The following is a 26,966-nucleotide window of genomic DNA, read 5'->3' on the forward strand; positions in this document are numbered from 1 at the left end:
TCGGGAGGTTGGCCGAGCTTTCGGGGGTTGGTCCGAGCCTTCGGGGGGTCGGCAGAGCTTTCGGGGGTTGGCCCGGCCCCTCGGGGGTCGGCCGAGCTTTCGGGAGGTCAGCCGAGCAGCGAACGGCCGATGATCTCTTTCATGATCTCGGTCGTGCCGCCGTAGATGGTCTGGACGCGTCCGTCGGTGAAGGCCCGGGCGACGCGGTACTCGTTCATGTAGCCGTACCCGCCGTGCAGCTGGAGGCAGCGGTCGGCGGCACGCTTCTGGAGTTCGGTGGCCCACCACTTGGCCATCGAGGCGTGGACGGCGTCCAGTTCGCCCTTCGCGTGGTCCTCGATGCAGCGGTCGAGGAAGGCGCGGGTGACGGCGCACTCGGTCGCGAGTTCGGCGATCTCGAAGCGGATGTGCTGGAGCTTGGCGAGCGGTCTGCCGAACGCCTCGCGCTCCTTCACGTACTCGGTGGTGATCTCCAGCAGGTGCTCGGCGGCGGCGATACCGGCGACCGCTATCACCATCCGCTCCTGCGCCAGATTGGTCATCAGGTGGATGAAGGCGCCGTTCACCTCTCCGAGCAGGTTCTCCTTGGGGACGCGGACGTCGTTGAAGAACAGCTCGGCGGTGTCCTGCGCCTTCTGGCCGATCTTGTCGAGATTGCGGCCGCGTTCGAAGCCCGCCGTGCCGCGCTCGACGACGAGCAGCGACAGGCCGTGCGCGCCGCCCTCCGGTGTCGTCTTCGCGACGACGACCACGAGGTCGGCGAGGATGCCGTTGGAGATGAAGGTCTTGGAACCGTTCAGCAGCCAGTGGTCGCCGCGGTCCTCGGCGGTGGTGCGGATGCCCTGGAGGTCGGAGCCCGCGCCCGGCTCGGTCATCGCGATGGCGGTGATGGTCTCACCGCTGCAGAAGCCGGGCAGCCAGCGCCGCTTCTGCTCGTCGGTGGCGAGCGAGGTCAGGTAGGGCCCGATGATGTCGTTGTGCAGGCCGATGGCGAGGCCGGGCGCGCCCGCCCGGGTGAACTCCTCGTGCAGCACGGCCGCGTACCGGAAGTCGTCGTTCCCGCCGCCCCCGTACTCCTCCGGCACGGCGAGGCCGAGGAGTCCCCGGCGGCCCGCCGCCAGCCAGACGTCGCGGCTGACGATGCCGTCCTTCTCCCACTGTTCGTAATGGGGCCGCACCTCCCTGGTGAGGAAGGTGCGGACACTCTCGCGGAACGCCTCGTGCTCGGCGGTGAAGATCTGGCGCTTCAACGGTCCTCCTGGGGCCGGATGCCGGGTACGTCCCAGTCGCGGGCGACCTCCGCCGTGTCCGCGCCGGGCAGGGCGGGCCCGCGGGTCACGGCCCCGGGGGTGGCGGAGAAGCGGGGCGCCGGCGCGGGCTGGGTGATGCCGCCGTGGTCGGTGAAGGTGCCGCGGGCGGCGAGGTGCGGGTGGGCGGGGGCCTCCCGAAGGGACAGCACGGGCGCCACGCAGGCGTCCGAGCCCTCGAAGACCTCGGTCCACTCGGCGCGCGTACGGGTCCTGAACCGCTCGGCGACCGCGCGGCGCAGCTCGTCCCAGCGGGCGAAGTCCTTGCGGGCGGGGATGTCGTCCTTGATGCCGAGCCGTTCGACGAACTCGTCGTAGAACCGCTGCTCCAGCGCGCCGACCGCCATCCACTGGCCGTCGGACGTCTCGTAGGTGCCGTAGAAGGGGCAGCCGCCGTCGAGGAGGTTGGCGCCGCGGCGGTCCTGCCACCCCCCGGCCGCCATCATCCCGTGGATCATCGTGGCGAGATGGGAGGCGCCGTCGACGATGGCGGCGTCGACGACCTGGCCGGTGCCGCCTTCCGTGCGGGCGTGCTGGAGCGCCGCGAGCACGCCGATGACCAGGTAGAGAGATCCGCCCGCGTAGTCGCCGACGAGGTTGGCGGGGACGACGGGCGGCTCGTCCGCCTTGCCGATCATGGAGAGCGTGCCGGTCAGGGCGATGTACGCGATGTCGTGTCCGGCCCGCTCGGCCAGCGGCCCCTGCTGGCCCCAACCGGTCATCCGCCCGTAGACCAGGCGCGGGTTGCGGGCGAGGCAGGCGTCGGGGCCCACGCCGAGACGCTCGGCGACGCCGGGGCGGTACCCCTCGATGAGCACGTCCGCACGCTCCGCCAGGTCGAGGATGCGGCCGGGGCCGTCCGCGGACTTGAGGTCGATCAGCACCGAGCGCTTGTTGCGGTTGGTGAGGTCGTACGCCGGGTCGATGGCGAGCCCGGCACCGCCGGGACGGTCGACCCGTACGACATCGGCCCCGAGATCGCCGAGGAGCATCGCGGCGAACGGGCCGGGCCCGATGCCGGCCAGCTCCACCACGCGCACCCCGGCCAGCGGGCCGTTTCCTGACGCCGTCATCCAGCCCCCCAGCAGCGATGTGACACAACTGATGTAACACCAGTAATGATAAGAACGTGGTCCGAGCCGCACAAGGGTTTCGGCCGAGCAAGCGCTTAGACACGAGCGACACGCGGTGATCCGCTGTACGGCCCCGGCGGATCACCGATGGGAAACGGATCTTCTGCACGGACCGATCGCGCGCTAGCCTCAGCCACCGACATCGGCGTGGGGCAGGGGCCGCCGGCCCTGATCCGCCGGACGGCCTGACGGCGGAGGAGCCAGTGGACAGCCAGAACGGGGCGGAGCGCGCACAGCGCCCGTACGACATCGTGCTCTTCGGGGCGACCGGATTCGTCGGCGCGCTCACCGCCGAGTACCTCGCGCGCCACGCGCCGAAGGACCTCCGCTGGGCGCTCGCCGGGCGCAGCCGCGGCAAGCTCGAACGGCTGCGGGAGCGACTGGCGGTCATCGACCCCGCGTGCGCCGCCCTGCCCCTGGTCGAGGCCGACGCCTCGGACCGGGCGTCGGTCCGGGAACTCGCCGGGTCCGCGCGTGTCGTGGCCACGACGGTCGGCCCGTACGTCTGGTACGGCGAGGGCCTGGTCGCCGCGTGCGCGGAGGCCGGCACCGACTACGTCGACCTGACCGGTGAGCCCGAGTTCGTGGATCTGATGTACGTGCGGCACGACGCACGGGCCCGGGAGACGGGCGCGCGGCTCGTGCACGCGTGCGGATTCGACTCGGTGCCGCACGACCTGGGCGTGTACTTCACGGTCGGGCGGTTGCCCGAGGGCGTTCCGCTCACGGTCGACGGCTTCGTCCGCTCCAACGCGATGTTCTCCGGCGGAACCATGGCGTCCGCGCTCACCGCGATGGGTCGCGGGAGCCAGACGCTGCGCGCCGCCCGGGAACGCCGGCTGCACGAGCCCCGCCTCGTCGGCCGCCGCGCCCGGACGCCGTTCGCCGGGCCCCGCTTCAGCCCTCAGACCGGGGCGTGGGCGCTGCCCCTGCCCACCATCGACCCGCAGATCGTGGTCCGCTCGGCCCGCGCGCTCGAGCGCTACGGCCCCGATTTCCGCTACCGCCACTACGCGGCGGTCAGGACCCTGCCGATGGCCCTCGGCGGCCTGGCCGCCGCTGCCGCGGGCTTCGCCCTCGCGCAACTGCCCGCCGCCAGGCGGTGGCTGATGGACCGTTACGCCTCGGGCGACGGCCCGAGCGCGAAGCGGCGCGCAAAGAGCTGGTTCTCCGTCCGGTTCGTCGGCGAGGGCGGCGGCCGCCGGGTCTTCACCGAGGTGACCGGCGGGGACCCCGGCTACGACGAGACGGCGAAGATCCTCGCGGAGTCGGCGATGTGCCTCGCCGGCGACACACTGCCGAGGACGTCCGGTCAGGTGACGCCGGCGGTGGCGATGGGCGACGCGCTGCTGACGCGGCTTCAGCGGGCGGGCCTGCGCTTCCGGGTGGCGCACTCGCGGTAGCGGCGCGGCCCCGACCGCCCGTGCCGGGGCTGCCCTCCTCCGGGCCCGCCCCTCCGTACGGCGGGGCGAACCCTCTGCCCCGGACCCCGCTCGCAATACGCACACGGACGGTCGGACACCTTGCCCCAAGGCCGCCCAAAGCCGCCCGGATCACCGGTCCGCCCAGACCCGCCCGGATCGCCACTCCGCCCAGGCGCCCGGATCGCCGGGGCCGCCCGGATCGCCGGTCCGTCCGTGGGCGTTCGCGGGTGTCGGTGGAGGCTCGCGGGCCGGCCTCCAGGGGCTCGCGTACGTCGGCGGAGGCTCGCGGGTGTCGGTGGAGGCTCGCGGGCCGGCCTCCAGGGGCGCCCGGCACGACGGGGGCGGAGACGGCCCGCCGGCCGGGAGTGGATGCGGCGGCGTCGACCGTCCGGTGCCCGCCGGGCTCCGCCCTCTCCTTCCGACGGCGCGTCCGCGACCGGAGGACCCGAAGAATTCATCCATTGCATGTGACGCAAAGCCTGTGCAGGACGCGCGTATAGCGGGGCTCTTGACCTGCCCGTGGACAGGCCACGTGGCGTGCGCCAACCCCCGTTCCACACATGGAGGTTCTGCATGCGTCGCCGTTTCGCCCTGCCGCTCGTGTCAGCCGTACTCGCATCGCCCGCCGCCCTGATCCCCGCCGGCTCTGCGTCCGCCGCCCCCGCCGACAAGCTCCAGGTGCTCAACTCCTGGACCCAGACCAGCGCGTCCGGCTACAACGCCCGGGCGGCCGCCCGGGCCAACCAGGGCACCTGGAGCGCCTACGGCTTCAACTGGTCCACGGGCTACTGCTCCACGTCGCCGGACAACCCGTTCGGCTTTCCGTTCAAAATGTCATGCGCCATGACTTCGGCTATCGGAACTACAAGGCCGTCGGCCGCTTCGACGCCAACAAGTCGAGACTGGACTCGGCGTTCTACGAGGACATGAAGCGGGTGTGCAACCGCTGCTCCGGCGCGACGCGCACCGCGTGCAACTCCACGGCGTGGACGTACTACCAGGCAGTCAGGGCCTTCGGGTACTCCGCGGCGGTCGACAGCGGCAAGGCCGCCTGACCGCGGGTGAGGCCCCGGCACGCCGGCGCCTCACCCGAGGCGTGCACCAAACCCGTCACACGCCCGTCGTCTCGCGAAGCGCCCTCCGGCACAGGGCGTCGGCCCGCCGTGTCGTCTCCGGGACCCGGAACCGCGGGGAGAGCCGCAGGGTGTGCGCGCACGCCGCGTCGAGGGTGACCCGGTGCCCGGCGGAGACGAAGACCGGCTTCACTCCCTGCTGCGTACGCAGCGCCCTGCCGACCTCCTCCCCGTCGTCGGCGACGAGCGGCGCGAAGTCACCGCGCGCGTCGCCGAGTTCACCATAGGTGAAGACGAACGGGTTCTTGGCGACACCGATCGCGGGCAGCCCGGTCAGCACACCCAGATGACTGGCCAACCCGAAACGCCGGGGGTGCGCCCGGCCGTACCCGTCGCAGACGACCAGGCGGGGGGCCGACGTGAGGGACCCGAGAGCGGCCAGCACCGTCGGGATCTCGCGGAAGGCGAGCAGCCCGGGCACGTAAGGGAAGGTGATCCGGCCGATCGCCGTGGCCTCCTCCACCACGGCCAGTGTCGCCGCGTCCAGCACGACGGCCGCCGCCGCGACGACATCGCGGTCGTCGTCGTACGCCACGTCGACGCCGGCCACCAGCCCGGTGCCGACCGGTGGGCCCGGCTCGTCCAGGACGACGCGGGTGCGCAGCTCGTCCTGGACGGCCAGGGCCTGTTCCTCGTTCACGGGCCAGCCGGCCGGCGCTTCGACGATCTTCATGATGCCGCCCACCATAGGCCGCCCGGTGACCCGAGCCGGAAATCGCCGGCGGTACGCGGCAATTCCGTCGAGGGACCAGCCGGACACGCCCCTGACCCCGAGAAGGGCTCAGCGCTTGAGCGTGAAGGTGAAGTCGTCGCAGAGCTTGCGACCGAGCCGGACCGCCGAAACGAGTTTCCCTCCGTGAGGAGTCTCTCGACCTCGGCCCGGGAAAGACGGCAGCTTTCAGCGATCAGTCGCACCGGCCGGACGGGGATCCGCGCCGTAGAGCGGACCGAGACGTCGACCACCTCGCGGTCCGATCATGCATCGCCAACCCCCGGCCACGCGAGAGCCCGAGGCCAGGCATACGCATGCGGCTTACGTGGATCTACCGATGACCTCGCCGCTCGGCTTCGATAGGTTCGGAGGATGGTCAGCTCCTCGCACGGCCTTCCCTGGCACCCCGCGGCCTTCCCGCTCGCGGCACAGCAGGTCAAGGCCGCGTATGCCCGCGTCAGGGCATCACTCGTTGATGACGCACTGCTCATGCAGGACGCAGCCCGGTACGGCTTCACGATCGAGGAACTCGACCGGAGGATGCAGCAGCCGCCCGCCCGGCTGGGCAGTGGAACGTCATGGGACTGGCTCGACGGTCCGGAGCACTTCCGATGGGCCGTGCTGCGGGTCCTGGTGGAGGCGTGTCCTCCGGCCGGCCCGTACGACCTCGCGGGACGTGTCGTCATACCGGGGGGCACGGTCCACGTGGTCGGGGCCGATCTCCGCGTCAGCGGGGACCTCGTGCTGGAGGAACAGGCGGTGCTGTTCGTCCTGGGTGGCCTGTCCGTCACCGGAGCGCTGGTGGGCAGGCCGGACTACTCCATGGTCGCCGCGCGGGAGATCGAGTGCGGCGACGGTGCGACCGGCGGCGAGATCCTGGCGCTGGACGGCATCCGGTGCCCCGGCACGTTCTACTTCGGCCACAACGACTACACCGCGCGCGCGTCGTCGTACGACGGCGGCGTCCTCGTCGACTTCGAGCGCGTCAACGCCTTCGGCCGGCTCAACGTCCGGGAGCGGGTCTCCGACTGGGACTTCCCCGCCGCGGCCCGCGCCCTGGGGGTCTCCGCCGACGAGGGCGACATGCTGGGTGCGTACACGGAAAGGCTGCTGAGCGAGCGTGGCAGGGCATGACCGCCCCCGTGAACGCAAGGCCCCGACGTCCCGTTGCCTGCCGGCCACAGGACCGGTCGTAGGCCGTACGGACGGGCAGACGTAGAGGCGTGTCCGGTGCCCGGGAGATGTTCGGCGATGCACCGGGCCCGCCGGCGGCCCACCGTCGAGGCGTCGGCACCGAGATGAAAGGTACCGACTGGTACTCAGGAGTTGCTCCGGACCCCGGCGGATGATCCTAGTACCAGGGCGTGCTGGTCAGGTCGTGGCCGTCGCAGGACAGGATGGCGCGCGAGAGCCGTCCGTTGAGGTTGTTGGCGATCTTGGTGTAGGCGTAGTTGATGCCGGGGTCGACGGACTCGGAGACCCAGCCGCCGCCGTCGGCGCGCTGCGCCACGGCGACGCAGCCCTGCCGGGAGTTCTCGATCCGGGCGAACGAACCGCACGTGCCCGAGTAGTAGTAACGCAGCGTCATGCCCTCGGCGTACCGGACGTACTTCTGGGAGAACGTCCCGGCGCAGCCCCCGACGGTCGGGTACTGCCCCTCGAATGCGTACGCACCGTAGTTGCCGCCTGAGTAGGACGCGGCCTGGGCGGTGAACGGAGTGCCGGCGACGACGGCTGCGGCAGCTGCGGCGGCGGCCGGCACGGTCTTCACGGATCGGCGCGACATGAGCCCTCTTCTCTGGAGGTCCGCCGGTGGCGGAGAGTGGTCGGCCTCACTGATTCCCCGTGCCGTCGCCCGGTTCCCCGCGTGTCACCCGTCCGGCACGGCGACTCCAGGAGTTGGCCGGAACCTTTCGGTCCGGTCTGCGAGGTAGCGTGGCGGTCATGTTTGTGATGGAGCTGACCTACACCGCGCCGCTCGAACGCGTCGAACCGCTCATGGAGGCCCATGTGGCCTGGCTGGACGCGCTGTACGAGGAGGGCGTCGTCATCGCGTCGGGCCGCAAGAAGCCCCGCGACGGCGGGATCGTCCTCGCCGTCGGGGACGATCGCGCGGGAATCGAGAAGGTCGCGGCGACCGACCCCTTCGTCCTCGGCGCGGTGTGCGCGTACCGGATCACGGAGTTCGTCGCGACCAGGACCGCCCCTGAGCTGGCTCCGTACCGGCAGCCGCCCTCCTGACGTCCTGCCGGCCGGTCAGAACTCCAGGCGCGCGACCCGGCCCTTCTCCCCCGAGGCCCAGCAGCCGAAGTCGGACGTGCAGTCGACGGTGTCGAACGAGCCCGTGTCGACCGTGCGCCAGCTCCGACCGCCGTCTGTCGTGAGGTCTGTCCCGGTGGGGCCGACGGCGAGCGCGGCGGACCTGCCGTGCGGCAGCCAGGCCACGCCGGAGCGGTACGCGCCCGGCGGGTTCTTCGCCTGCAGCCAGTTGCGGCCACCGTCCCGCGTGACGGCCGCGGCCCGCGGCGATGCCTGGCCGGGGCGGTAGTCGCCGCCGACCGCGAGCCCGTGCCACCGGTCGCGGAACGCCAGCGCGAAGACGCCTCGGGCCGGGTCGCCGGCCGGGATCGTGGACTCGGTGACGGTCCAGTTCAGACCTCGGTCGGCGGAGTGCAGGACCCGGGCCGTCGCGCCGCCGCCGGTGGCCAGCCAGACGTCCTTGGGACCGGCGCTGACGAGGCACTGGCCGCTCGCCGCGAAGCCCGCCTCGCCGGGCAGGGCGGGCGGCATCCCCGCGTCGGGGAGCACCTGCCACGAGCGGCCGCCGTCCGCGGTGGACAGGATGCGGTACTTGCCGTCCACGGGGTCGCTCATGGCCAGCCCGTGGCGGCTGTCGAAGAAGGTGACGCAGTCGTAGAACGCTCTGGGGTCGGTGTTGCGGAACGATTCGGTCCAGGTCGCTCCGCCGTCCTCGGTGCGCAGCAGCCGGGACGCTACCCCCTCGCCGATGGCCAGGACCACGGCCCGCCGGGCGTCGAACGCCTCGACGTCACGGAACTCCAGCCCCTCGGCGCCGGGCGGCGACACGTCGAGCCAGCTGCGGCCGCCGTCGTCCGTGCGCAGCACGGTGCCCTTGGAGCCCGCGACCCACGCGGTCGTCCGGCTGACCGGTGCCAGCCCGCGCAGCCGCACGTCTGTCCCGGTGTCCTTCAGGCTCCAGCCCAGGGTGCGGATCCTCGACGTCGACTCCCCGGCCGGGGCCGCGTGAAGCAAAGCCACGGGAGCCGGCGCGGCGTTCGCCGGAGCCACGGGAGCCGGCGCGGCCAGCGCAGCCGCCACCGCAGCCGCGCACAGTCCCACCGACACCGCTCTTCTCGTCTTCCCCTTGGACGTCATGGCGCTGGAAGCTAGCCCAGCCGCCCGGAGCCGTCCAGGGTGCGTGGGCGGCCGGAATACGCCGCCGGGGGCGGGCGGTGACACATGTCACGCTTCACGGAGGTGCACGGAACCACTCGTTCCGACGTCTTCTGTGGTGTCAGCAGAACCTGCGCCACCGGACCCGGCGAGCCGTAATCGAAGGAGCGGGCCTTTGTCCACCGTCATCGAGCAGGCCGTCCAGGCCCGACTCGTCGCCTCCGCGCCCCAGATGGAGTCCGTACCGGCGACACTGCACTACGACCCGCGCGATCCCTTCGCGGTGCGGATCGACTTTCCCGGCCCGGCGACTCTGGAGGGCACGGACGTGTCCTGGGCGTTCTCGCGGGAACTGCTGGCGGAGGGCGTCCACGAGCCGGCCGGCCTGGGCGACGTGCGGGTGCGGCCGTACGGCTACGACCGGACGGTACTGGAGTTCCACGCACCGGAAGGCATGGCCATGGTGCACATCCGCACCGGTGAACTGCGGCGCTTCCTCGACCGGGTGCAGGAGCTGGTCCCGGCCGGGTGCGAGCACCTGTATCTGGGCCTCGACGAGGACCTGGCGGAGCTGCTGCGCGACGCCACCTGACCGCCGCCCGTCCCGCCCGGGGCGCCCCGGGCGGGACGGGCGGGACGGGCGGCGGTGTCAGCTCCCCAGGAGCGCGTCGAGTTCCCCGTAGTCGTATCCGCCGGCCAGTGCGCCATACGTCCCCCGTTCGAGCAACTCGCGTGCCGCCGACCGTACGAGCGCGTGCGCGGCCTGTGCGATCGCGGGTCCGACGCTGACGCGTACCGCGCCGAGCCGCCCCAGCTCGGCCACGTCGGGAGCACCGGGGCCGGCCATGACGCCCAGCGGGGCGTCGATCCCCTGTGCCAGTGCCGCCACGGTGGGCGGGTCGGTCACGCCGGGTACGAAGATGCCGTCCGCGCCGGCCGCGAGACATGCGGCGGCCCGCTTCAGCGTCTCCTCCAGCCGGTCGGGCCCGGCACCGATGTCTGCCAGATACACGTCGATGCGCGCGTTGACGAACAGGGGCACGCCGACGGCGTCGGCGGCCGCGCGCGCCGCGGCGACGCGCCGCGCGTGCTCGGCGGCGGGGCGCGGGCCGTCCTCGATGTTCACGCCGACGATCCCCGCGTCGAGGACCTGGCGGACCGTGGCCGCGACACCGTCGGCGTCCTGCGCGTAACCGCCCTCGATGTCCGCGCTGACGGGCACGTCCACGGCGGCGGCGATGCGGACCGCCTGTTCGAGCGCCGCGGCCCGGTCCAGTCGCTCCCCGTCCGCGGCGCCCAGGTCCCAGGCGACGCCGGCGCTCGTGGTGGCGATCGCCGGTGCGCCGGCTTCGGCGATGATCCGGGCGCTCGCGGTGTCCCAGGCGTTGGGGAGGACCAGGGGGCGGCCGGTGCTGTGGAGGGCACGGAAGCGGTTCGCGAGATCATGGAGGTTCGGCATGGCGAGCACTCAACCAGGGCGGGCTGCGCCTGTCCGGCGGGTTTCCGACATCAACGTGACCCCGGCGGGCGGGCGTCCGCGGATCAAGGCGTCGACTGATTAATGCGTTGACTGCGGCCCGGCGGCTTCCTAGCGTGTTCGACGGTTCTGTTGTCGTCGATCGGAGTGGGACGTTGCTCGTCTGAGGTCTTGAGACACCGTGCGGCACGGCTTCGGCCCGTGCGCCGCGTGTGCGACCTCGACGACTCATGCCGTCCACCCCGCGGCCGGGACCTTCTCTCCCCGGCGCCCGTCGCCCCGCCCCGGTGTCTCCACCCGTTGCCCGTTCCGCCATGCAACCGGGAGGCCCCTGTGCCCACTTCCCCCACGTACATCACCTGCTCCGCGCTCGACTTCGCCTGGCCCGACGGCACCGTCGTGTTCGACGACTTCCATCTCTCGATCGGGCCCGGCCGGACCGGTCTCATCGGCCTCAACGGGTCGGGAAAGTCGACCCTGTTGAAACTGATCACCGGCACCCTCGCACCCTCCGGCGGAGCGGTCCGCACCATGGGCGAGGTCGGCCACCTGCCGCAGAACGTCGTCCTGGACACCGCCCTGCGGGTCGACGAGGTGCTCGGCATCGCACGGACCCGCGCGGCGCTGCACGCCATCGAGGGCGGCGACCCCGCAGAGGAGCACTTCACCGCGGTCGGCGACGACTGGGACGTCGAGGAGCGCGCACAGGCCACACTGGACCAGCTGGGCCTCGGGCACATCGGTCTGGACCGCACCATCGGCGAGGTCTCCGGCGGTGAGGGCGTGCTGCTGCGGCTGGCCGCGCTGCTGCTGGCCCGGCCCGATGTGCTGCTGCTCGACGAGCCGACGAACAACCTCGACCTGTTCGCCCGCCGGCGCCTCCACGACGCGGTGGCGCGCTGGTCCGTGGTGCTGGTCGTGGTCAGCCACGACCGTCAACTGCTGGAGCTGGTCGACCAGATCGCCGATCTGCGGGACGGCGAGGTCAACTGGTACGGCGGCAACTACTCCGCCTACGAACAGGCACTCGCCGTCGAACAGGAGGCGGCGGAAAGAACGGTGCGCGCCGCGGAGGCCGACGTGCAGCGCCAGAAGCGCGAACTCGCCCAGGCGCATGTCAAATTGGCCCGACGCAAGCGGTACGGGCAGAAGATGTACGACACCAAGCGCGAGCCCAGGATCGTGATGAACTCGCGCAAGCGCGCGGCCCAGGAGTCGGCCGGCAAGTACCGCATCATGCACACGGAGAAGCTCGCGGAGGCGAAGGAGCGGCTCGACGAGGCCGTGGAGGCGGTGCGCGACGACGACGAGATCCGTATCGAGCTGCCCGGCACCCGGGTGCACCCCGGACGTGGAGTGCTGCTCCTGCGTGATCTGCGACTGCGGTACGGGGCTCAGGTGAAGGGCGAGTTCGAGGTGCGCGGTCCTGAACGGATCGCGCTCGTGGGACGCAACGGCGCGGGCAAGACGACGCTGCTGCGCACCATCGCGGGCGAGTTGGAGCCGGTGGCGGGCGAGGCGGTGGCCGAGGTCCCCCTCCGTTTCCTGCCGCAGCGCCTGGATCTGCTCGACGACGGGCTGAGCGTGGTGGAGAACGTGGCCCGGTTCGCCCCCGACGCCACGAACAACCGGATCAGGGCACGGCTCGCACGCTTCCTGTTCCGGGGCGCGCTCGCCGACCAGCCGGCCGGGACGCTGTCGGGCGGCGAGCGGTTCCGCGCGGCGCTCGCGGCGCTGCTGCTCGCCGAGCCGGCTCCGCGGCTACTCATGCTGGACGAGCCGACGAACAACCTCGACATGGCGAGTGTGCGCAGCCTGACGGCGGCGCTGGAGTCCTACGAGGGAGCGCTGATCGTCGCCGGCCACGACCCGGTGTTCCTGGACTCGATCGGCATCACCCGCCGACTGCTGCTCGACGGCGAGCTGCGGGACGTCTCGGCGGAGGAGCTGCGGGAGGGGGTGTTCCGGATGGAATGAGGGCGGGGACGAGCGCGGACCCGACGGCGGAGCGGGCGGGTCCCGGCCGGGACCCGGCGGACCCTCCCGCCGCCTCCGGAGCCGGGCCGGTCAGGGCGGGGCGGGTCCGGGCAGGGGCCGGAAGAGTGACATGGCTCTCCGTCGCGCCTACTGGAGCAGCCCCCATAACGCTACGTAACCGGACATCGCGGATCCGGGCTTGGCCGGGGCCTTATGTCGCGTTTAACCTACGGTTTCGTAACCTACGATTACGTAAGTAACTCTCGCGTCCCCCAGGAGCCCCCGTGACGATCACCTCTCCCCACCTCGGCAGTTCGGAAGCGTGGACAGACGCCCGGCTGCTGTACGCGCTGGAGGAGGTGGTGGAGAAGGAACTCAACCGCCACCTCAAGGTCGCCAAGGACTGGATGCCGCACGAGTACGTACCCTTCTCCGACGGCCGCAACTTCCCCGGAGTCTTCGAGGACGGCGAGGCGTGGGAGCCCGCCCAGTCCAAGGTCACCGACATCGGCAAGATCGCGCTGGTCGTGAACCTGCTCACGGAGGACAACCTCCCGAGCTACCACCACGAGATCGCCTCCCTCTTCGGCCGCGACGGCGCCTGGGGCACCTGGGTGCACCGCTGGACCGCCGAGGAGGGGCGGCACGGCATCGTGATGCGCGACTACCTGCTCACCTCGCGCGCCGTCGACCCGGACAAGCTGGAGCAGTTCCGGATGGCCCACATGGCGGAGGGCTTCGAGTCCGACAACCGCCACTCGATGCTGCACTCCGTCGCGTACGTCGCCTTCCAGGAGCTCGCGACGCGCGTGTCGCACCGCAACACCGGCCACCAGTCGGGCGACCCCGTCTGCGACCGGATGCTGGCGCGCATCGCCACCGACGAGAACCTCCACATGGTCTTCTACCGCAACCTGCTGGGCGCGGCCTTCGAGATCGCCCCCGACCTGACGATGCAGGCCGTGCGCGACGTCGTCGTCAACTTCCGGATGCCGGGACACGGCATGCCGGGCTTCGAGCGGGCCGCCGCGCAGATGGCGATCGGCGAGATCTACAACATGCGCATCCACCACGACGACGTGCTGCAGCCGGTGCTGCGCTACCTGAAGGTCATGGAGATCGACGGGCTCGGGGCTGAAGGGCAGAAGGCCCAGGAAGAGCTCGGCCTGTACATGGGCGGGCTGGACTCCGAGGCGCTCAAGTTCGACGAGAAGCTCGCCACCCGCAAGGCCCGGATGGCGGCCCGCGCAGCAGCCCAGTGACGGCTGCCGGGCCGTCGGCCCGGGCCGGACAGGGGCTTGTGGAGCGTGACGGCCGCTCCGTACGCCGTCCCGTGTGAGACCCCTGACCCGTGTCGCCCTGATCGGCGCCCCGACGGCCTCGCCGTCTCCCGCCCGGTTCGGCGGAGACGGCGGGGCCGGCGAGCCGCAACGTCTCATAGAGCGACCGCATCTGCGCCACGACGGCGCACCCGGCCCGCCGAAGTCCGGCGCCCCGGTGCAGCAGCGTGAGCTGGAGAAGCGCATCGACGCGATGCCGCCCCGCCCCACGGACCCACGCAAGAAGAACCCACCCCGCGGACCCGCGCAAGAAGGCGCTCGCCGCCCGGCTGGTGGCGAGCGCCGAGAGCTCGACGCTGAACCGGCGCAGCCCGTACGGCACCGTCGAGGACACAGCACCGTCGAGGACACCGGCGACGGCAACGGCTGCACGGCCGGGATCGTCGGCTTCTGCTCGGGTACCCACGACATGCTCGAGCTCGTCGAGCACTCGCCGCCACCGGGTATGGGCAGTGCCCCGGCTCAGTGGGAGGCGCGCTTGAGGCGGAGGCGTTCCTTCTCCGAGAGGCCGCCCCAGACGCCGAACCTCTCGTCGTGGGTCAGCGCGTACTCGAGGCACGCCACCCGGCCTTCGCACGCCTCGCAGAGCTGCTTGGCCTCACGGGTGGAGGAACCGGGGGCCGGGAAGAAGAACTCGGGGCCCGCCTGGGCACACAACGCGCTCTCCTGCCAGGCGAGTTCGTCCTCGGTGGCGGAGGTGATGGTGTTGATCGGCATACGGACCACCTTGCCGATGGCCGATAAACACCGGCTCAATGACGCATCAACAGGCTCCGGGGCGCGCTCCTGGCGCCCGCCGGGGGACGTCCCGGTCCGCGTCCTCTTGACACTCGCGCAGGGATCTGCAAGAGGGACGGTGTGCGACCAGGGTTCCCGGGTAGACGAACCAGCGCCAACGCCGGGAAGACAAACTGGAGGACCCATGACGACGGTCCGGAGCGGCCGCGACCGCACCGTGTTCCCCCTGTCGGCGGCAGAGGCACGCGAAGAGGTCCGCCGCCTGCTGGAGGACGAGTTCTGCCCCATGCCACCGGGCCCCGAACACAGTGTGGTCGTGGCCGACGCGCTTCTCGTCGCCTCCGAACTCGTGACGAACGCCATCCGGCACGCCGGTGGCGTGACCGGCGTGACCCTCTGCATCATCGAGGGCGCGCTGCGTTTGAGCGTCACGGACCGCTCCCCCGTCCGCCCCTGCGCGCTCCCCGGCCCGGATCCCCTGGTCCCCGGTGGACACGGATGGCCTCTCGTCCACAGGCTGAGCGAAGAAGTGACCATCACCTCCGCCGCGGAGGGCAAGACGATCCACGCGATGGTGCGCCTCTACTGACGCCGCGACGTGACTCGTGCCACCCGAGAGGTCCCCGGACGATTGCGAGCGCGCGGGCGGGGCAAACGGGATCATGCCGACCCGTCGACGTCGGCCGGCCACCGAAGAGGAGGAGCAACGTGCTGATGGCGCACCCGGTCATCCTGCGGAACGCCGTCGACGAGTACCAAGAGCTCGTCGCACGGTACGAGCGGGAGCGCTCGGGTTTGATCCACGCCCGACTGCAGGACGCCGCCTGCGCCTTGTGCGCGGCCACGGGCGCGCGAACCGCGGATGGGGCCCTCGCTGCCGCGCGGCAGGAACTGGAGGCCGGCGAGATCGCGGTCCCGGGCGCGCGTCCCGCCGGTCCGGGCCGGCGCGCTCCGATACGGCGGAGCGCCTGAACGGCCCCGTCCTCATGCCACTTGGCGCACACCACGGGGCAGAAACCGTCGGCCTGCTGCGCTCCGTGCCGGCGTCCCGTCGGCCGTCCGTTCCGCGCGACCGGGGCCGTTTCCATCTGGGACGGGCCGTGGCTCCGGTCGCCAACCCACAGAGAAAGCGCAGCGAGAGGCGAACATGACTACCCCCGAGTCCGCCGTACGAGCACGTCTGAACGAGGTTCTGACGCGACGCGGCGCCGAGATCGCCGACCGGTGGGTGCAGCTCCAGGAGGAGCGCACCGAAACCGGCGGAGAGAGCTTGGTGGACGGCGAATGGCGTGAGGAGGCGGACCTGCTCGTGGAAGCCGTCCGCGCCTGCCTGGCCGGTGACGTCCCCCTCGTACGGGCCGTTGAACACGACGGACTGCACGACGTGGTGGTGGACATGTCGATGCGTCGGGCACGGGCCGGCGCGGTGCCGACCGAGGCGTCACTGGCGGTGTTCGCGCTGAAGGATGCGGTGTTGGAGGCCGTCCGTCAGGAGCCGTTCGACACCGACGAGGTGTACGTCGCCGTTCAGGCGGTGAACCGCGTGCTCGACGCTGCGGGCGCCCTGTGCTTCGAGACGTTCGTCCACGGCCGTGAGGAGATCATCCGCAGACAGAGCCGGCAGCTGCTGGAGGCGTCCACACCGGTGGTCCGCCTGTGGCGGCACGTTCTCGCCGTACCGCTGATCGGCAACCTCGACACCGCCCGCAGCCAGGTGGTGATGGAGAACCTGCTCGAAGCCATCCAGAAGAACGGGACGCTGGTGGCGATCATCGACATCACCGGCGTCCCCACCGTGGACACCTCCGTCGCCCAGCACCTGATCCAGACGGTCAAGGCGGTGCGCCTCATGGGCGCGGAATGCGTCGTCAGCGGGGTCCGTCCGGCGATCGCGCAGACGATCGTGCAGCTCGGCATCGACCTGTCCGACATCCTGACCCGGGCGACCCTCGCCGACGCCCTCGAAACGTCCATGCGTCTCACCCAGCAGGAGGCGTTCCGGTCGGAACCGGGCGTCGCCCCGGGGTGGACCGACGAGATGCAGGACGGCCGATGAGCGGAAGAGAACCCACCAAGCTGCCGATCCTCCGGCTCGGGGACACTCTGGTCACCGGGCTGCTCAGCGAGTTGGACGACGCGTCGGCCGTCGCGCTGGCCGACGAGCTGACCAGGAGGATCGCCACCGAAGGTGCGCGGGGCGTGCTGATCGACATCTCCCGGGTGGAGATCATCGACTCGTTCGTGGCACGCGCGCTGATGGAACTCAGCACGATGGCTCGGCTGCTCGGTGCGCGTGTCATCGTCGCCGGGATGAGTCCGCCGGTGGCCGTCACTCTCGTGGAACTGGGTATCGAACTCAAAGGTGTGGAGACGGCGCTCAACGCCGAGCAGGGGATGGCCGCCCTCGGCTGGTCCCGGACGCCCGCGCGGCAGGAGCCCTCTGCACCACGAACCGCGGATGGGGCATGGCAGAGATGAGCGCCGAGGGACGACGGCCGGAAGGGCCGCTCGCCGTCGGGCACTACGGCGGCGGCGGGATCGTCGTCGGGCGGCCCGCCGTAACGGTACGGCGTGGCCCCGGCCGGGCCGGGGCCGGCCCTGGCCGTGCGGGAGCGGGAATCCTTGTGCGGAGCGAATGCCCGGTGCGCACCGAGGAGGACCTGCTGGCAGCCCGTCACGCCGTGCGGGCGGCCACGCAGCAGCTGGGCTTCAGCCTGGTCGACCAGACCCGCGTGGTCACCGCGGCCAGCGAACTCGCCCGCAACGCCTTCGTGCACGGCGGTGGCGGCGTGTTGTCGCTGGAGTGCGTCCACGGGGCCGCGGGCGTCGGCCTGCGGCTCGTCGTGCGGGACGACGGGCCCGGCATCGCGAACCTCGACGGAGCCCTCACCGACGGTTTCACCACGGGCCACGGCCTCGGGCACGGCCTGGGCGGAGCGCAGCGCCTCATGCACGAGTTCGAGGTGCGCTCGGCTCCCGGGCAGGGCACCACGGTGACCGCGGTGCGGTGGGCCGGCCGTTGAACAGCCACGGGTACGCGAGACTGCCGACCGCGCAGATACCGATCGACCATTACAGCGCCGTGCACCTGGCCGCCACGCGCGCCAGGGAAGCCGCCGTGCACTGCGGTCTCGCGGGTGCGCTGCCCGACAAGGCGGCCGCGGTGGCGAGCGAGCTGGCGAGCAATCTCGACAAGCACGCGACCGACGGCATCGTCTACGTGCAGCCACTCGCCCTGGACGCCGGACTCGAGATCATCGCGGTCGACCGGGGGCCGGGCATGGAGCGGCTGGACCGCTGCCTCGCCGACGGATTCACGACAACGGGCACACTCGGTACGGGACTCGGGGCCGTGAAACGGGTCGCCTCGGCCTTCGTCGTCCGTACTCAGGTGCCCGGCGGCACGGTGGCGGCGGCGCGGATCACCGCCGCCGACCAGGCCCCGCCGAGGCCGGGGGCCGGCGCGGTGTGCCTGCCTGCCGACGGCGAACAGGAGTGCGGGGACGGCTGCGCGGTGTTCGACACGGACGCGGGACGCACGGCCGTCGTCGTGGACGGGCTCGGCCACGGCGGTGAGGCGGCACGGGCCGCACGCGGCGCGCTGCGCACCTTCCGCGGCGTGTGCGACCGGCCGCTTGCCGAGATCATGAACGCCTTGCACCGGGCGCTGCGGCACACCCGCGGCGCGGCCGTCGGTCTGCTGCGGCTGCGGCCCGAGGCCGCGGAGTTCTGCGGGGTCGGCAACGTCCGGCTGTGCGTGCTGTCGCGGGACGCCGCTCATCGCCGGCTGGACGGCCGGCCGGGCATCGTCGGGTGGAACCTGCCGACTCCGCACGTGCGGTCCGCGCCGGTGACGCCGCACCAGGTGGTGGTCATGCACTCCGACGGCATCGAGGGCCGCTGGTCGCACGATCCGTCGCCGTTCCTTCTCCGTCTCCCGGCCGAGCTTCTACCGGCAGCCCTCGCGCATCGCTACCGCCGGTCACGGGACGACGCCTCCGCCCTCAGCCTGACGGGACTGCGATGACCGAACATGTATGGCGCAGCGGCCCGTTGTCGGACCTTGCCGGTCTGCGCCGGGCGGTGCGCGGCCTGGCCGCGGTACATGGCCTGCCCGTGGAGACACGCGCCAGGCTCGCCGTATCGGCAGCCGCGGTGGCACGGCCGTCGCTGGCCCTGCGGCGTACGGTGCACGTGACGGCGCTGTACGTGCCCGGAGACGGACGGTCCGGCCCACGGACGCTCAGCGTACGGCTGGACCACGCCGCCGAGGCGGGACCTCCGCCGGAAGGACTCCCCCTGCCCGCGACGGTGTCGGACGACGGGGCGGTGGTGTGGGACATCCCGCTCGCCGCGTCGGCGTTGGAGGAACCGGTCGCCGGCGACGAATCAGACGATACGACAGAGCAGGAACTCGCCGCCGTCCTGGCCGCCTCCGACGCCCTGACCACCGACCATCAGCGGCTCAAGGACGAACTGGACGAGACGAACAGCGGGGTACTCGCCCTCTACGTCCAGCTCGAGGAACGCGACGAGCAACTGCGCCGTGCCCACGGCCAGATGCTGCGCGCGCTCGAGGACGCGCTGCGCCCCGCGCCGCTGCGGGTCCCGGGGCTCGAACTCGCCGTGCACTACGCCCCCGCCGACACCGACGCACCGACCGGCGGCGACCTCTACGACTGGTTCGTCCTGCCCGACGGCAGCGTTCACATCACGATCGTCGACGCGCTCGGGCACGGAGTGCGCAGCACGGGCTCAGCGCTGAACGTCACCCATGCCGTACGCACACTGGCGCTGGACGGCTGCCCGTTGAAGTCCGTCGTCGGACGGGCCAGCGACGTGCTGAACGGCGTCGACCCCGATCTGATGGCCTCGGTGCTTCTCGCCCGGATCGACCCCGCGACGGGCGAGATGCTGCTCGCCAACGGGAGCCACCCGCCCGCCCTGGTCGTACGCGCCGACGGCGGGGCCGAGTTCCTGGAGGCACGAGGCCGTGGCGTCGGCTACCCGCTGCCGGGGAGCGAACAGGTTTTGCAGACCCACCTCGCCCCGGGGGACCTCGTCGTCCTCTATACGGACGGTCTCACCGAGAGCCGCAGAGACCCCTTGGAGGGCGAGCGCCGTCTCATCTCCGCGGCCACCGGACATGCGGGATCCCCCATCGAGGAGATCCCGGGTGCGCTCGCGGCGGACATGCACACCGTGGTCCTGCACGCCGACGACACGCTGGCGCTCGCCCTGCGGTGCACCGGGGCGAGCGGGGACGCGGGCGCGGTGGCGAGTGCCGGCGCCCTGGCCGCCGGTCCCGGCCCCGGTCCGGCTGCGAGCCCCGCGAGCCGAGGCGCGGCGCGGGGACCACGCGGGCCCCGCGCGGGCATCGGCTGACCCGCCCGCTCGAAGCCGACGGCCCCGGGCGACGGACCACCGGTCGCCGGAGGGGCAGAAGCACCGGACGGGGCGGCAACGACGGGCGGGGCAGGGGCAGAAGCACCGGACCTGGCGGCAACGACGGACGGGGCAGGAGCAGGCGAGGCCGCCCGGCCACGGAGGCCGGGCACGGAGGCCGGGCACCGCTCCTGCGCCGGTCAGGTCGGCAACCGACCACTGGGCGTGTCGTCTGCGTCCCCCGCGACGGGGGTGAGCCCCGTGGACGTCCGCACCTGGGCAAGCGCCTCGTCCACGTCCGAGTGCAGGGGTGTGGTCAGGTTCAGTCCGGTTATCTCCAGCAGCCGGCCCACGGCGGGGGTCGGCGCCACCAGATGCAGGTCGCCCGCCAGCTGCCGGGCCTCCCTGGCGCCCTTGATGAGGACGTTCAGCCCGGACGAGTCCATGAACATGAGGGCCGACAGGTCGAGGACCAGATGCCGGCGGCCGTGCAGGAACTGGTTGGCCAGGTGGTGGTGCAGAAGCGTGGCGGTGTCCACGTCCAGTTCGCCCCCGACGACCAGGATCGCGGTGCCGGGGTCGACGATCTCCACCTCGACGTCCAGGGTCTCCTGTTGCGCAGTCATGTCTGTCACCTTCAGCAAGTCGGTTCCGGCAGCGGCCCGGCGGCAGACCGGTTGCACGCTGTGGTGTGCGGCGCGCTTCCCTCCGGGTGCCGGTCCGGGACGGGGTGTCCCCGACGGCCGCTTGCCCCTGCAATCGCCCGGGAAACGTCCGCACGGACGTGATCTCCGTCGGCCACTGCCCCTCCGGGTGCCTCAGCACCACCGCGGACGGGCCGCGCGAGCGGCACCGCATGCGTCGACCGTGCCGCTACGGTCCTGGCGCAATCCCGTTGCGGCGGCGTGGCGGTGTCCGGCAGGATCCGTGTCCGTGACGACCAGAAGGGCGCATGCCGCGTAGCCGCGTGCCGAGCAGGCGCATGCCGCCCGGGCGTCTGCCGCGTACGCGCATGCCGCTGCCCCGGGTGCGCGCGCCGCCGGACCGGCCGGCCCGTCCGCCAGGTCCGTCCACCACCGCCGAGGAGCACCGTCGCATGCCCGCCCTTACGCACACCACTTCGCTGACCCCCTACGCCCGTCTGCCGCGCGCACACGCCGGTGCGGTGATCCTGCACAGCACGGTGGACGCCTTCGGCCGCGCCCACTGGTTGCTCACCGAGAGCGCCCCGGGCGACGGTCCGTACGACGCGTCGGTCGTCACCGTGGACGACGGCCGGGTCGACGAGACCCGTCTCGGCGCCGTGACCGCGCGCCGCCCGGTACTCGACGCCCTGCCCGACGGCGGTTTCGTCGTGGCGGACGCCCGCCGCCGGGCGGGCGCCGACCATGTCCAGGTCTTCGACCCGCTGGGCAGGCCGTCCTGGGCGTTCGCCGTCGGCGACGGCATCGAGCATCTGCTGGCCGAAGAGTCCGGCGACCTGTGGGTGGGGTACTTCGACGAGGGCGTCTTCGGTGACGACCCGCTCAGCCAGGCCGGCCTGCGCCGCTGGTCGTCCACCGGCGAGCCGCTGTGGGAACTGCCGCCGTCCACCGCCGACGGATGCATGGCGGACTGCTACGCCCTCAACACGTATCAGGGCGAGGCGTGGGCCTACTACTACACCGACTTCCCCCTGGTCCGCGTCCGCGGCGACGGCTCGGTACGCGTGTGGGACTCACCGGTCGCCGGGGCGACGGCGACCGCCGTCCACAGCGGTGGTGTCGCCTTCTTCGGCGGCTACGACCAGGAGCAGGACCGGCTCGTCCTGTGCACGCTGGCCGAGAGCGCCGCGGTGCCGTATCTGCACAGCACACTCGTACGGCCCGACGGATCGCCCGTCGGGAACCACCGCGTCCTCGCCCGCGGCCCGCGCCTGTACGTCCAGGCCGAGCCGTACACCGCGTGGGAGATGTGGGATCTGGCCACTGCGGCCTGAGCCGGCCCGGGACCGGTGAGCGCCCCGGCCGGGAACCGGGCCAGGACGTCACCGGTGAGGTCAGACCTCGGTGGCGTACGAGACGAAACTCGTCCACGAGGTGGGCGAGAGGGCGAGCTGAGGACTCCGGTCGACCTTGGAGTCCCGGACGTGGACCGCCCCCGGTGTCGTCGCCACCTCGATGCAGTCGTCGCCAGAGCTCCCGCTGTAGCTGCTCTTGAACCAGGCCAGTTCTGTGGTGCTCATGTTGCTCCTCGCATCCGACGCAACAGGCCCGCGGATTCCTCCAACGAAAGGGCCTGCGACCGCATCCTGGCATACCGCATGTGGAGCATGCTGACCAGTTTCGGGTCCGAGATGAACTGGCCGCTCTCCTGCCCCTCGCAGTACGCGAACCACTTGTTGTCCGGTGTCTCCAGCAAACGGATCGGACCGTCGATCCCGGCATGGGTGAGGCGTGTCTGCGGCATGACCTGGACCTCGATGTTCCGAAGCTCCGCCAGCGCAAGGATGCTGGGCAGCAGCTCCGCGCACGCCTCCACGCCACGTCGGAGCACGTGCTCCTCGACGATGAAGCTGAACGCCGTGTTCGGGCGCTCCCGCAACAGCCGCTGACGCTCCGTCCGTGCCGTGAGCCGTTCCTCGATCTGCTCGTCACCGAGCGGCGGAAGGCGCTCCGAGAACAGCGCACGCGCGTACGCCTCCGTCTGCAACAGGCCGGGAACCAACCGGCATTCGTAGGTGTAGAGGTTGACCGCCTCCGCCTCGAGCTGTGCCCACTGCCGGAACCAGCTCGCCAGCCCCGGCTTGCGCGACAGGTGTTTCGCCGCGCCCCGCAGCACCCCGAACGCGTCGAGCACCTCTTCCGCCCGCTCCACGAAGTCCACCGGCGGGAAGCGGCGCCCCTGCTCGATCGACGCGACCGTCGGCACCGAGTACCGCACCCGGGGTGCGAACTGCTCCTGCGTCAGGCGCGCCCGCCTGCGCAGCGCCTTGACGACCTCGCCGAACGATTTGAGGCTGGCGCAGCTCTCCGGCTCCGTCCCGCCCACCGTCCCGTTGTCCCCCACAGCGTTGCCGCCGTCATCTGCCGCCATGCCGCCCACCTCCACGTACCGTGCCGCAACTCCCCCATCGTCACGGTTGGTTACGGGCGGTGTCCACCGAACGTACCCGTACGCTGACTCAGCGTACGGGTACGCGGGCTGGCGCCGGGTCGTGCCGTATGCGGGAGCCGGTCAGTGCGCGTGGCCACCGCCCCCCGAGCCCGCCGCCGGGTGAGGGGGTTCGTAGCCCGGGATCGTGCCGTCCGGTTTGGCGACGAGGAAGAGCCCTGCCATGCCCATGTCCGAGTGGCTCTGGACATGGCAGTGGTACATCCAGGCTCCGGCGCCCACATGTTCGCCGGCGACGACCTGGAAGCCGAAGGAGTCGGCGGGGCCGGTGATCTTGTTGTCGATCACGCGGCTGACGTCGTCGGGGCCGGCCAGGAGGCCGGTCCTGTTGTCCGCCCAGCGATGACCGTGCATATGGAAGGTGTGGTAGTACTCGCCGTGCGTGATCATGATGATCTCGACGCGGTCGCCCACCGTGGCGCGGAAGTTCGGCGGGTCGGCGGCCGGGCGGTTGTTGATCGTCATGTCGTTGAAGACGATCGTGAACTGCTTGTCCGGCAGGATGTCGCCCTTCCTGCGCACCACCAGCGGACCGTACAGGCCCTTGCGGATGCCGCCGGTACCGTGGTCGGTGCCGACCACGTGGTCGTGGTAGTGCCAGTAACCCGCGCTGCCCGCCCGCCAGGTGCCGTCCGAGCGCCTGCCGGGGGTGTGGGTGCGCCAGGTGCAGGTGCGAGTGGTGCCCGGTTCGACATGGCTGCGGCTCATCCTCGTGCCGTCGTTGGCGATGTCGTAGTCGACGCCGTGGGGGTGCAGGCTGACGGGGACGTCCATCAGGTTCTCGAACTCGATGTGCAGCGTGTCGCCTTCGACCAGTTCGATCAACGGGCCGGGAACGGTGGCCCGGCCCTTCTCCAGGCCGTATCCCAGCCGCCCGTCGGCCAATTTCTCGGCGTACAGCTTCATATGGCGTACCCGGCCGCCCGCTGGGGCAGTCTTGGGGGCGCCGCCCTCGGCCGGGGCGGGGACGGCGTTGGAGGCGGAGGCGGCCGACAACGATGTCACTCCGGTGGCCGCCACGGCACCGCCCGCGAGGAGGCGCCGGCTGAAGCTCCGTCTGTCCATGTCGAACTCCCTGTCCGTCGGCAGAGATTGACGGGGCAAGCCACCCCGGGGTCGGCCACACGGTAGCCGGACGACCCTTCTTTATCCACCTCCAGGACAAAGTTCGCCGGATTGCCGTCATATCTATTGGCCAACCGCGAGAAGAGGTCTAGCTTCAGCGGCTGTTGTTGTGACCACAGAGGGACGGGTGAGGTGACCACATGCAGCACGCACCACATCGCAGGTCCGGAAGAACGAAGTCCTCGAAACGTCCACTGGCGGCGGCACTCGGCGTCGGAGCCCTGACCGCCTCCCTGCTCTCGGGAGGCGGAATCGCGGGCGCCGCCCCACACCCGGAGCCTTCGACAACGTTATCCCTGCCCTCGCCACCCGGTGGCTCGAATGTGCGGGTACTCGTGTTCCACGCGTCCGCCACGGCGGAGTCGCCGACCGTCGACGCGGGAATCGCGGCCGTCGAGAGCATCGGCCGGACCGGGCCGCGGGCCGGCCGGTTCACGACGGAAGCCACGGACGATCCGGCGGTGTTCACCGACACCGAACGGCTCGGCCGGTTCAACGCGGTCGTGTTCCTCACCGGCGGCGGCGATGTGCTGGACCCCCCGCAGGAGGCCGGTCTCGAGGCGTACATGGAGGCGGGCGGCGGCTTCGTCGGCATCCACGAGGCGGCACGCACCGAGCCGTACTCCGACTGGTTCACCGGCCTGATCGGCGCCCGGCCGACAGGGGCGCCCAGCAGCACACAGCGGGCCGTGGTCGAGGTCGGGGACCGGGTGCATCCGGCCACCACGTCGCTCCCGCCGGAGTGGAAGCGGCCCGACAAGTGGTTCAACTGGGCGAAGAACCCCTCGGGCACGGTGCACACCGTGGCGCGCGTCAGGGAGAGCTCGTACACCCCGGCGGCGAAGCCGGGCGGCTGGGACCACCCGGTCTCCTGGTGCCGTGACTACGACGGCGGCCGCTCCTTCTACACCGGCATGGGCGGTACGGTCGAGACCTTCGCCGAGACCGACTTCCGCGACCACCTGCGCGGCGCGCTCGCCTGGACGGCCCGCCTCTCTCAGGCCGACTGCACGGCCACCATCGACGCCAACTACACGGCGGAACGGGTCACCGAGCCCAACCAGCCCGGTCGGAACGACCAGATCGGCGAACCCCACGGCCTGGTCACCGCGCCCGACGGGCGGGTGCTCTACATCGGCCGAGGCGGAGCCGACTCCGGCATGCCGGTCGTCCGGGACTGGAACGACCCCGACATCGGCAAGGGCCAGGGCGAGATCCACGTCTACGACCCGGCGACGAAGCAGGTCACCGAGGCAGGCGCGCTGACGGTCTTCGGCAACAAGGGCGGCGGCGACGAACTGGTCAAGAACGAGGAGGGCCTGCTCGGGATCGAGCTGGACCCCGGCTTCACGACCAACGGCTGGGTCTATCTGCACTACACACCCCACTCCCGCATCGACCGTGAGACGCGCACGGCCGAACGCCGGGTCTCCCGCTTCACGCTCGACCTGGCCACCAACCGGCTGGACCCGGCGAGCGAGAAGGTGCTGCTGGACTGGCCGGTGCAGATCCACAGCTGCTGCCACGCGGGCGGCGGCATGGCCTGGGACTCCAAGGGCAATCTCTACATCGCGACCGGCGACAACAACTCGTCGGGCTTCAGCGGCGGTTACTCCGGCAACAACCCGCAACCGAACTTCAAGGGCGTCTCGTTCGCCGACGCGCGCCGCACCGCGGGCAACACCAACAACCTCAACGGCAAGATCCTCCGGATCCACCCCGAGGACGACGGCACCTACACCCTCCCCGAGGGGAACCTGTTCACGGGCCGGGAGACCGCGGAAGGCGGCGGGAAGACCCGCGGCGAGATCTATGTGATGGGTGTCCGCAACCCCGCACGCATCTCCGTCGACAAGAGCACCGACATCCTCTACGCGGGATGGGTCGGCCCGGACGCAGGCGCCCCCTCGACGACCTGGGGTCCGGCCAAGTACGACACCTTCGCCGCCATCACCGAGGCCGGCAACCACGGCTGGCCGTACTGCATGGGCAACAACCAGCCCTACCGCGACCGCAATCTGCCGGACCCGTCCCAGCCGCTCGGCTGGTACGACTGCGACGCCCCGAAGAACGAGTCGCCCCACAACGACGGTCTGGTGAACCTGCCGTCCGTCACGCCCAACACCATCTGGTACTCGCCCCAGGGCGGCGGCGTCGACTACCCACGTGACGCGAACGGCGTCCCCAGCTACCGGCAGGAGGAGCAGAAGCTGTTGCTGCCGTGGCTCAAGGGCGGCGGCCAGGCGACGATGAACGGGCCCGTCTACCGCTACGACGCGTCGAGCGACTCGGCGGTCAGATGGCCCGCGTACTGGGACGGCAAGTGGTTCGTCGGAGACTTCTACGACGGCGACCAGCCGCGCCACGCGGTGCTGACCGACCCGAGGACGGTGGGCAGGGGCGGCCTGCCGGTGCACGCCGAGTCGCTCAAGAAGATCGTCCCGACCGGCCCCGGCGGCATCCGCAACCTCATGGACTGGAAGTTCGCCCCCGACGGGTCGCTGTACGTCCTGGACTACGGGCGCGGATTCTTCACCTCCGACTCCGACTCCGCGCTGTGGCGCGTCACCTACAAGGGCGGCGGGGCGACCCCGGCCGCGCACCAGCTCGCGAGGAGGGCGGCGCGGTGAGCTTCGGACACCGGACCA

The 26,966-nt window shown here is 71.6% G+C and carries 26 protein-coding genes and 3 pseudogenes; 17 read left to right on the forward strand and 12 right to left on the reverse strand.

Annotated features, from left to right (window positions below; genetic code table 11):
• Positions 1-107 precede the first annotated feature (107 nt).
• A complete protein-coding gene (locus AB0903_RS18890; protein WP_366704142.1) occupies positions 108-1,250 on the reverse strand; it encodes an acyl-CoA dehydrogenase family protein in 1,143 nt (380 codons plus the stop codon).
• Positions 1,247-2,380 (reverse strand): CaiB/BaiF CoA-transferase family protein, encoded by a 1,134-nt coding sequence (locus AB0903_RS18895; RefSeq protein ID WP_366704143.1) that lies wholly within the window; start codon positions 2,378-2,380, stop codon positions 1,247-1,249. The genes AB0903_RS18890 and AB0903_RS18895 overlap by 4 nt, the downstream gene beginning before the upstream one ends.
• Before the next feature lie 263 nt (positions 2,381-2,643).
• On the opposite strand from AB0903_RS18895, the gene AB0903_RS18900 reads away from it, so the two are divergent.
• Entirely contained in the window at positions 2,644-3,843 is a 1,200-nt protein-coding gene (locus AB0903_RS18900; protein ID WP_366704145.1) for a saccharopine dehydrogenase NADP-binding domain-containing protein, read from the forward strand.
• Positions 3,844-4,437: 594 nt separating this feature from the next.
• Positions 4,438-4,919 (forward strand): annotated as a pseudogene (locus AB0903_RS18905) (phospholipase).
• Between the two features lie 55 nt (positions 4,920-4,974).
• Here AB0903_RS18905 and AB0903_RS18910 read toward each other — a convergent pair.
• On the reverse strand, positions 4,975-5,670 hold the full coding sequence (locus AB0903_RS18910; RefSeq protein ID WP_366704147.1) for an endonuclease V: 696 nt from the start codon (positions 5,668-5,670) through the stop codon (positions 4,975-4,977).
• A 108-nt stretch (positions 5,671-5,778) separates the two neighbouring features.
• A pseudogene (locus tag AB0903_RS18915) lies at positions 5,779-5,969 on the reverse strand (DUF1062 domain-containing protein); the annotation flags it as partial.
• A gap of 112 nt (positions 5,970-6,081) precedes the next feature.
• On the opposite strand from AB0903_RS18915, the gene AB0903_RS18920 reads away from it, so the two are divergent.
• On the forward strand, positions 6,082-6,843 hold the full coding sequence (locus tag AB0903_RS18920; RefSeq protein WP_366704149.1) for a hypothetical protein: 762 nt from the start codon (positions 6,082-6,084) through the stop codon (positions 6,841-6,843).
• 217 nt (positions 6,844-7,060) lie between these two features.
• On the opposite strand, the gene AB0903_RS18925 is transcribed toward AB0903_RS18920, so the two are convergent.
• Positions 7,061-7,495 carry a hypothetical protein gene (locus tag AB0903_RS18925; protein WP_366704151.1) on the reverse strand — a complete coding sequence of 145 codons (435 nt, stop codon included), beginning with the start codon at positions 7,493-7,495 and terminating at the stop codon, positions 7,061-7,063.
• Between the two features lie 158 nt (positions 7,496-7,653).
• On the opposite strand from AB0903_RS18925, the gene AB0903_RS18930 reads away from it, so the two are divergent.
• Complete coding sequence (locus AB0903_RS18930; protein WP_366704153.1) at positions 7,654-7,950, forward strand: YciI family protein; 297 nt, start codon at positions 7,654-7,656, stop codon at positions 7,948-7,950.
• Between the two features lie 15 nt (positions 7,951-7,965).
• On the opposite strand, the gene AB0903_RS18935 is transcribed toward AB0903_RS18930, so the two are convergent.
• Complete coding sequence (locus AB0903_RS18935) at positions 7,966-9,105, reverse strand: oxidoreductase (RefSeq protein ID WP_366704155.1); 1,140 nt, start codon at positions 9,103-9,105, stop codon at positions 7,966-7,968.
• A gap of 193 nt (positions 9,106-9,298) precedes the next feature.
• On the opposite strand from AB0903_RS18935, the gene AB0903_RS18940 reads away from it, so the two are divergent.
• The gene (locus AB0903_RS18940) at positions 9,299-9,715 is read left to right on the forward strand and encodes an SsgA family sporulation/cell division regulator (protein ID WP_366704157.1); all 417 of its coding nucleotides are present in this window, start codon (positions 9,299-9,301) and stop codon (positions 9,713-9,715) included.
• Between the two features lie 57 nt (positions 9,716-9,772).
• Here the strand turns inward: AB0903_RS18940 and AB0903_RS18945 are convergent, their stop codons facing one another.
• Complete coding sequence (locus tag AB0903_RS18945; protein WP_366704159.1) at positions 9,773-10,582, reverse strand: isocitrate lyase/phosphoenolpyruvate mutase family protein; 810 nt, start codon at positions 10,580-10,582, stop codon at positions 9,773-9,775.
• A 351-nt stretch (positions 10,583-10,933) separates the two neighbouring features.
• Between AB0903_RS18945 and AB0903_RS18950 the strand changes: the two genes are divergently transcribed.
• The 3 genes and pseudogenes from AB0903_RS18950 to AB0903_RS18960 form a co-directional block, all read left to right on the forward strand.
• Entirely contained in the window at positions 10,934-12,577 is a 1,644-nt protein-coding gene (locus tag AB0903_RS18950) for an ATP-binding cassette domain-containing protein (RefSeq protein WP_366704161.1), read from the forward strand.
• A gap of 284 nt (positions 12,578-12,861) precedes the next feature.
• The gene (locus AB0903_RS18955; protein ID WP_366704163.1) at positions 12,862-13,839 is read left to right on the forward strand and encodes an acyl-ACP desaturase; all 978 of its coding nucleotides are present in this window, start codon (positions 12,862-12,864) and stop codon (positions 13,837-13,839) included.
• 271 nt (positions 13,840-14,110) lie between these two features.
• Positions 14,111-14,296 (forward strand): annotated as a pseudogene (locus tag AB0903_RS18960) (hypothetical protein); the annotation flags it as partial.
• A gap of 83 nt (positions 14,297-14,379) precedes the next feature.
• Here AB0903_RS18960 and AB0903_RS18965 read toward each other — a convergent pair.
• Positions 14,380-14,634, reverse strand: a complete 255-nt coding sequence (locus AB0903_RS18965; RefSeq protein ID WP_366704165.1) for a WhiB family transcriptional regulator — start codon at positions 14,632-14,634, stop codon at positions 14,380-14,382.
• A gap of 205 nt (positions 14,635-14,839) precedes the next feature.
• On the opposite strand from AB0903_RS18965, the gene AB0903_RS18970 reads away from it, so the two are divergent.
• From AB0903_RS18970 to AB0903_RS19000, 7 genes are all read left to right on the forward strand, one after another.
• Positions 14,840-15,244, forward strand: a complete 405-nt coding sequence (locus tag AB0903_RS18970) for an ATP-binding protein (protein ID WP_366704205.1) — start codon at positions 14,840-14,842, stop codon at positions 15,242-15,244.
• 125 nt (positions 15,245-15,369) lie between these two features.
• Positions 15,370-15,627 (forward strand): DUF5133 domain-containing protein, encoded by a 258-nt coding sequence (locus AB0903_RS18975; RefSeq protein WP_366704167.1) that lies wholly within the window; start codon positions 15,370-15,372, stop codon positions 15,625-15,627.
• Between the two features lie 175 nt (positions 15,628-15,802).
• Positions 15,803-16,711 carry an STAS domain-containing protein gene (locus AB0903_RS18980; RefSeq protein WP_366704169.1) on the forward strand — a complete coding sequence of 303 codons (909 nt, stop codon included), beginning with the start codon at positions 15,803-15,805 and terminating at the stop codon, positions 16,709-16,711.
• On the forward strand, positions 16,708-17,133 hold the full coding sequence (locus AB0903_RS18985; RefSeq protein WP_366704171.1) for an STAS domain-containing protein: 426 nt from the start codon (positions 16,708-16,710) through the stop codon (positions 17,131-17,133). The genes AB0903_RS18980 and AB0903_RS18985 overlap by 4 nt, the downstream gene beginning before the upstream one ends.
• 140 nt (positions 17,134-17,273) lie before the next feature.
• Positions 17,274-17,678: an ATP-binding protein gene (locus tag AB0903_RS18990; protein WP_366704207.1), complete on the forward strand. Its 405-nt coding sequence runs from the start codon at positions 17,274-17,276 to the stop codon at positions 17,676-17,678.
• Positions 17,675-18,682, forward strand: coding sequence for a SpoIIE family protein phosphatase (locus tag AB0903_RS18995; RefSeq protein WP_366704173.1), 1,008 nt, complete (start codon positions 17,675-17,677; stop codon positions 18,680-18,682). Before AB0903_RS18990 ends, AB0903_RS18995 begins: the two co-directional genes overlap by 4 nt.
• The gene (locus AB0903_RS19000) at positions 18,679-20,040 is read left to right on the forward strand and encodes a PP2C family protein-serine/threonine phosphatase (protein WP_366704175.1); all 1,362 of its coding nucleotides are present in this window, start codon (positions 18,679-18,681) and stop codon (positions 20,038-20,040) included. Before AB0903_RS18995 ends, AB0903_RS19000 begins: the two co-directional genes overlap by 4 nt.
• A gap of 200 nt (positions 20,041-20,240) precedes the next feature.
• Here AB0903_RS19000 and AB0903_RS19005 read toward each other — a convergent pair whose 3' ends face one another.
• Positions 20,241-20,666, reverse strand: coding sequence for an STAS domain-containing protein (locus AB0903_RS19005; RefSeq protein WP_366704177.1), 426 nt, complete (start codon positions 20,664-20,666; stop codon positions 20,241-20,243).
• Positions 20,667-21,136: 470 nt separating this feature from the next.
• Here AB0903_RS19005 and AB0903_RS19010 point away from each other — a divergent pair, with 470 nt between their 5' ends.
• Positions 21,137-22,018 carry a hypothetical protein gene (locus tag AB0903_RS19010; protein WP_366704179.1) on the forward strand — a complete coding sequence of 294 codons (882 nt, stop codon included), beginning with the start codon at positions 21,137-21,139 and terminating at the stop codon, positions 22,016-22,018.
• A 60-nt stretch (positions 22,019-22,078) separates the two neighbouring features.
• On the opposite strand, the gene AB0903_RS19015 is transcribed toward AB0903_RS19010, so the two are convergent.
• From AB0903_RS19015 to AB0903_RS19025, 3 genes are all read right to left on the reverse strand, one after another.
• Positions 22,079-22,264, reverse strand: coding sequence for a DUF397 domain-containing protein (locus AB0903_RS19015; RefSeq protein ID WP_366704181.1), 186 nt, complete (start codon positions 22,262-22,264; stop codon positions 22,079-22,081).
• Positions 22,261-23,115 carry a helix-turn-helix transcriptional regulator gene (locus tag AB0903_RS19020; RefSeq protein ID WP_366704183.1) on the reverse strand — a complete coding sequence of 285 codons (855 nt, stop codon included), beginning with the start codon at positions 23,113-23,115 and terminating at the stop codon, positions 22,261-22,263. Before AB0903_RS19020 ends, AB0903_RS19015 begins: the two co-directional genes overlap by 4 nt.
• Positions 23,116-23,256: 141 nt before the next feature.
• Entirely contained in the window at positions 23,257-24,258 is a 1,002-nt protein-coding gene (locus AB0903_RS19025; RefSeq protein ID WP_366704185.1) for a multicopper oxidase domain-containing protein, read from the reverse strand.
• Positions 24,259-24,458: 200 nt separating this feature from the next.
• Here AB0903_RS19025 and AB0903_RS19030 point away from each other — a divergent pair, with 200 nt between their 5' ends.
• Complete coding sequence (locus tag AB0903_RS19030) at positions 24,459-26,948, forward strand: ThuA domain-containing protein (protein WP_366704187.1); 2,490 nt, start codon at positions 24,459-24,461, stop codon at positions 26,946-26,948.
• The last annotated feature ends 18 nt before the right edge of the window (positions 26,949-26,966 follow it).

Origin of the sequence: Streptomyces sp. NPDC048389, assembly GCF_040706335.1 — a bacterium.
Taxonomy (GTDB): Bacteria; Actinomycetota; Actinomycetes; order Streptomycetales; family Streptomycetaceae; genus Streptomyces.

What these genes read in the sequence shown, in the direction of transcription:
- AB0903_RS18975 (WP_366704167.1), top strand. Translation starts at nt 15,370, where the DNA reads ATGGCGCACCCGGTCATCCTGCGGAACGCCGTCGACGAGTACCAAGAG.
- AB0903_RS18970 (WP_366704205.1), top strand. Translation starts at nt 14,840, where the DNA reads ATGACGACGGTCCGGAGCGGCCGCGACCGCACCGTGTTCCCCCTGTCG.
- AB0903_RS18985 (WP_366704171.1), top strand. Translation starts at nt 16,708, where the DNA reads ATGAGCGGAAGAGAACCCACCAAGCTGCCGATCCTCCGGCTCGGGGAC.
- AB0903_RS18925 (WP_366704151.1), bottom strand. Translation starts at nt 7,495, where the DNA reads ATGTCGCGCCGATCCGTGAAGACCGTGCCGGCCGCCGCCGCAGCTGCC.
- AB0903_RS19030 (WP_366704187.1), top strand. Translation starts at nt 24,459, where the DNA reads ATGCAGCACGCACCACATCGCAGGTCCGGAAGAACGAAGTCCTCGAAA.
- AB0903_RS19000 (WP_366704175.1), top strand. Translation starts at nt 18,679, where the DNA reads ATGACCGAACATGTATGGCGCAGCGGCCCGTTGTCGGACCTTGCCGGT.
- AB0903_RS19025 (WP_366704185.1), bottom strand. Translation starts at nt 24,258, where the DNA reads ATGGACAGACGGAGCTTCAGCCGGCGCCTCCTCGCGGGCGGTGCCGTG.
- AB0903_RS19015 (WP_366704181.1), bottom strand. Translation starts at nt 22,264, where the DNA reads ATGAGCACCACAGAACTGGCCTGGTTCAAGAGCAGCTACAGCGGGAGC.
- AB0903_RS18935 (WP_366704155.1), bottom strand. Translation starts at nt 9,105, where the DNA reads ATGACGTCCAAGGGGAAGACGAGAAGAGCGGTGTCGGTGGGACTGTGC.
- AB0903_RS19010 (WP_366704179.1), top strand. Translation starts at nt 21,137, where the DNA reads ATGCCCGCCCTTACGCACACCACTTCGCTGACCCCCTACGCCCGTCTG.
- AB0903_RS18965 (WP_366704165.1), bottom strand. Translation starts at nt 14,634, where the DNA reads ATGCCGATCAACACCATCACCTCCGCCACCGAGGACGAACTCGCCTGG.
- AB0903_RS18980 (WP_366704169.1), top strand. Translation starts at nt 15,803, where the DNA reads ATGACTACCCCCGAGTCCGCCGTACGAGCACGTCTGAACGAGGTTCTG.
- AB0903_RS18945 (WP_366704159.1), bottom strand. Translation starts at nt 10,582, where the DNA reads ATGCCGAACCTCCATGATCTCGCGAACCGCTTCCGTGCCCTCCACAGC.
- AB0903_RS18920 (WP_366704149.1), top strand. Translation starts at nt 6,082, where the DNA reads ATGGTCAGCTCCTCGCACGGCCTTCCCTGGCACCCCGCGGCCTTCCCG.
- AB0903_RS18930 (WP_366704153.1), top strand. Translation starts at nt 7,654, where the DNA reads ATGTTTGTGATGGAGCTGACCTACACCGCGCCGCTCGAACGCGTCGAA.
- AB0903_RS18895 (WP_366704143.1), bottom strand. Translation starts at nt 2,380, where the DNA reads ATGACGGCGTCAGGAAACGGCCCGCTGGCCGGGGTGCGCGTGGTGGAG.
- AB0903_RS19020 (WP_366704183.1), bottom strand. Translation starts at nt 23,115, where the DNA reads ATGGCGGCAGATGACGGCGGCAACGCTGTGGGGGACAACGGGACGGTG.
- AB0903_RS19005 (WP_366704177.1), bottom strand. Translation starts at nt 20,666, where the DNA reads ATGACTGCGCAACAGGAGACCCTGGACGTCGAGGTGGAGATCGTCGAC.
- AB0903_RS18910 (WP_366704147.1), bottom strand. Translation starts at nt 5,670, where the DNA reads ATGAAGATCGTCGAAGCGCCGGCCGGCTGGCCCGTGAACGAGGAACAG.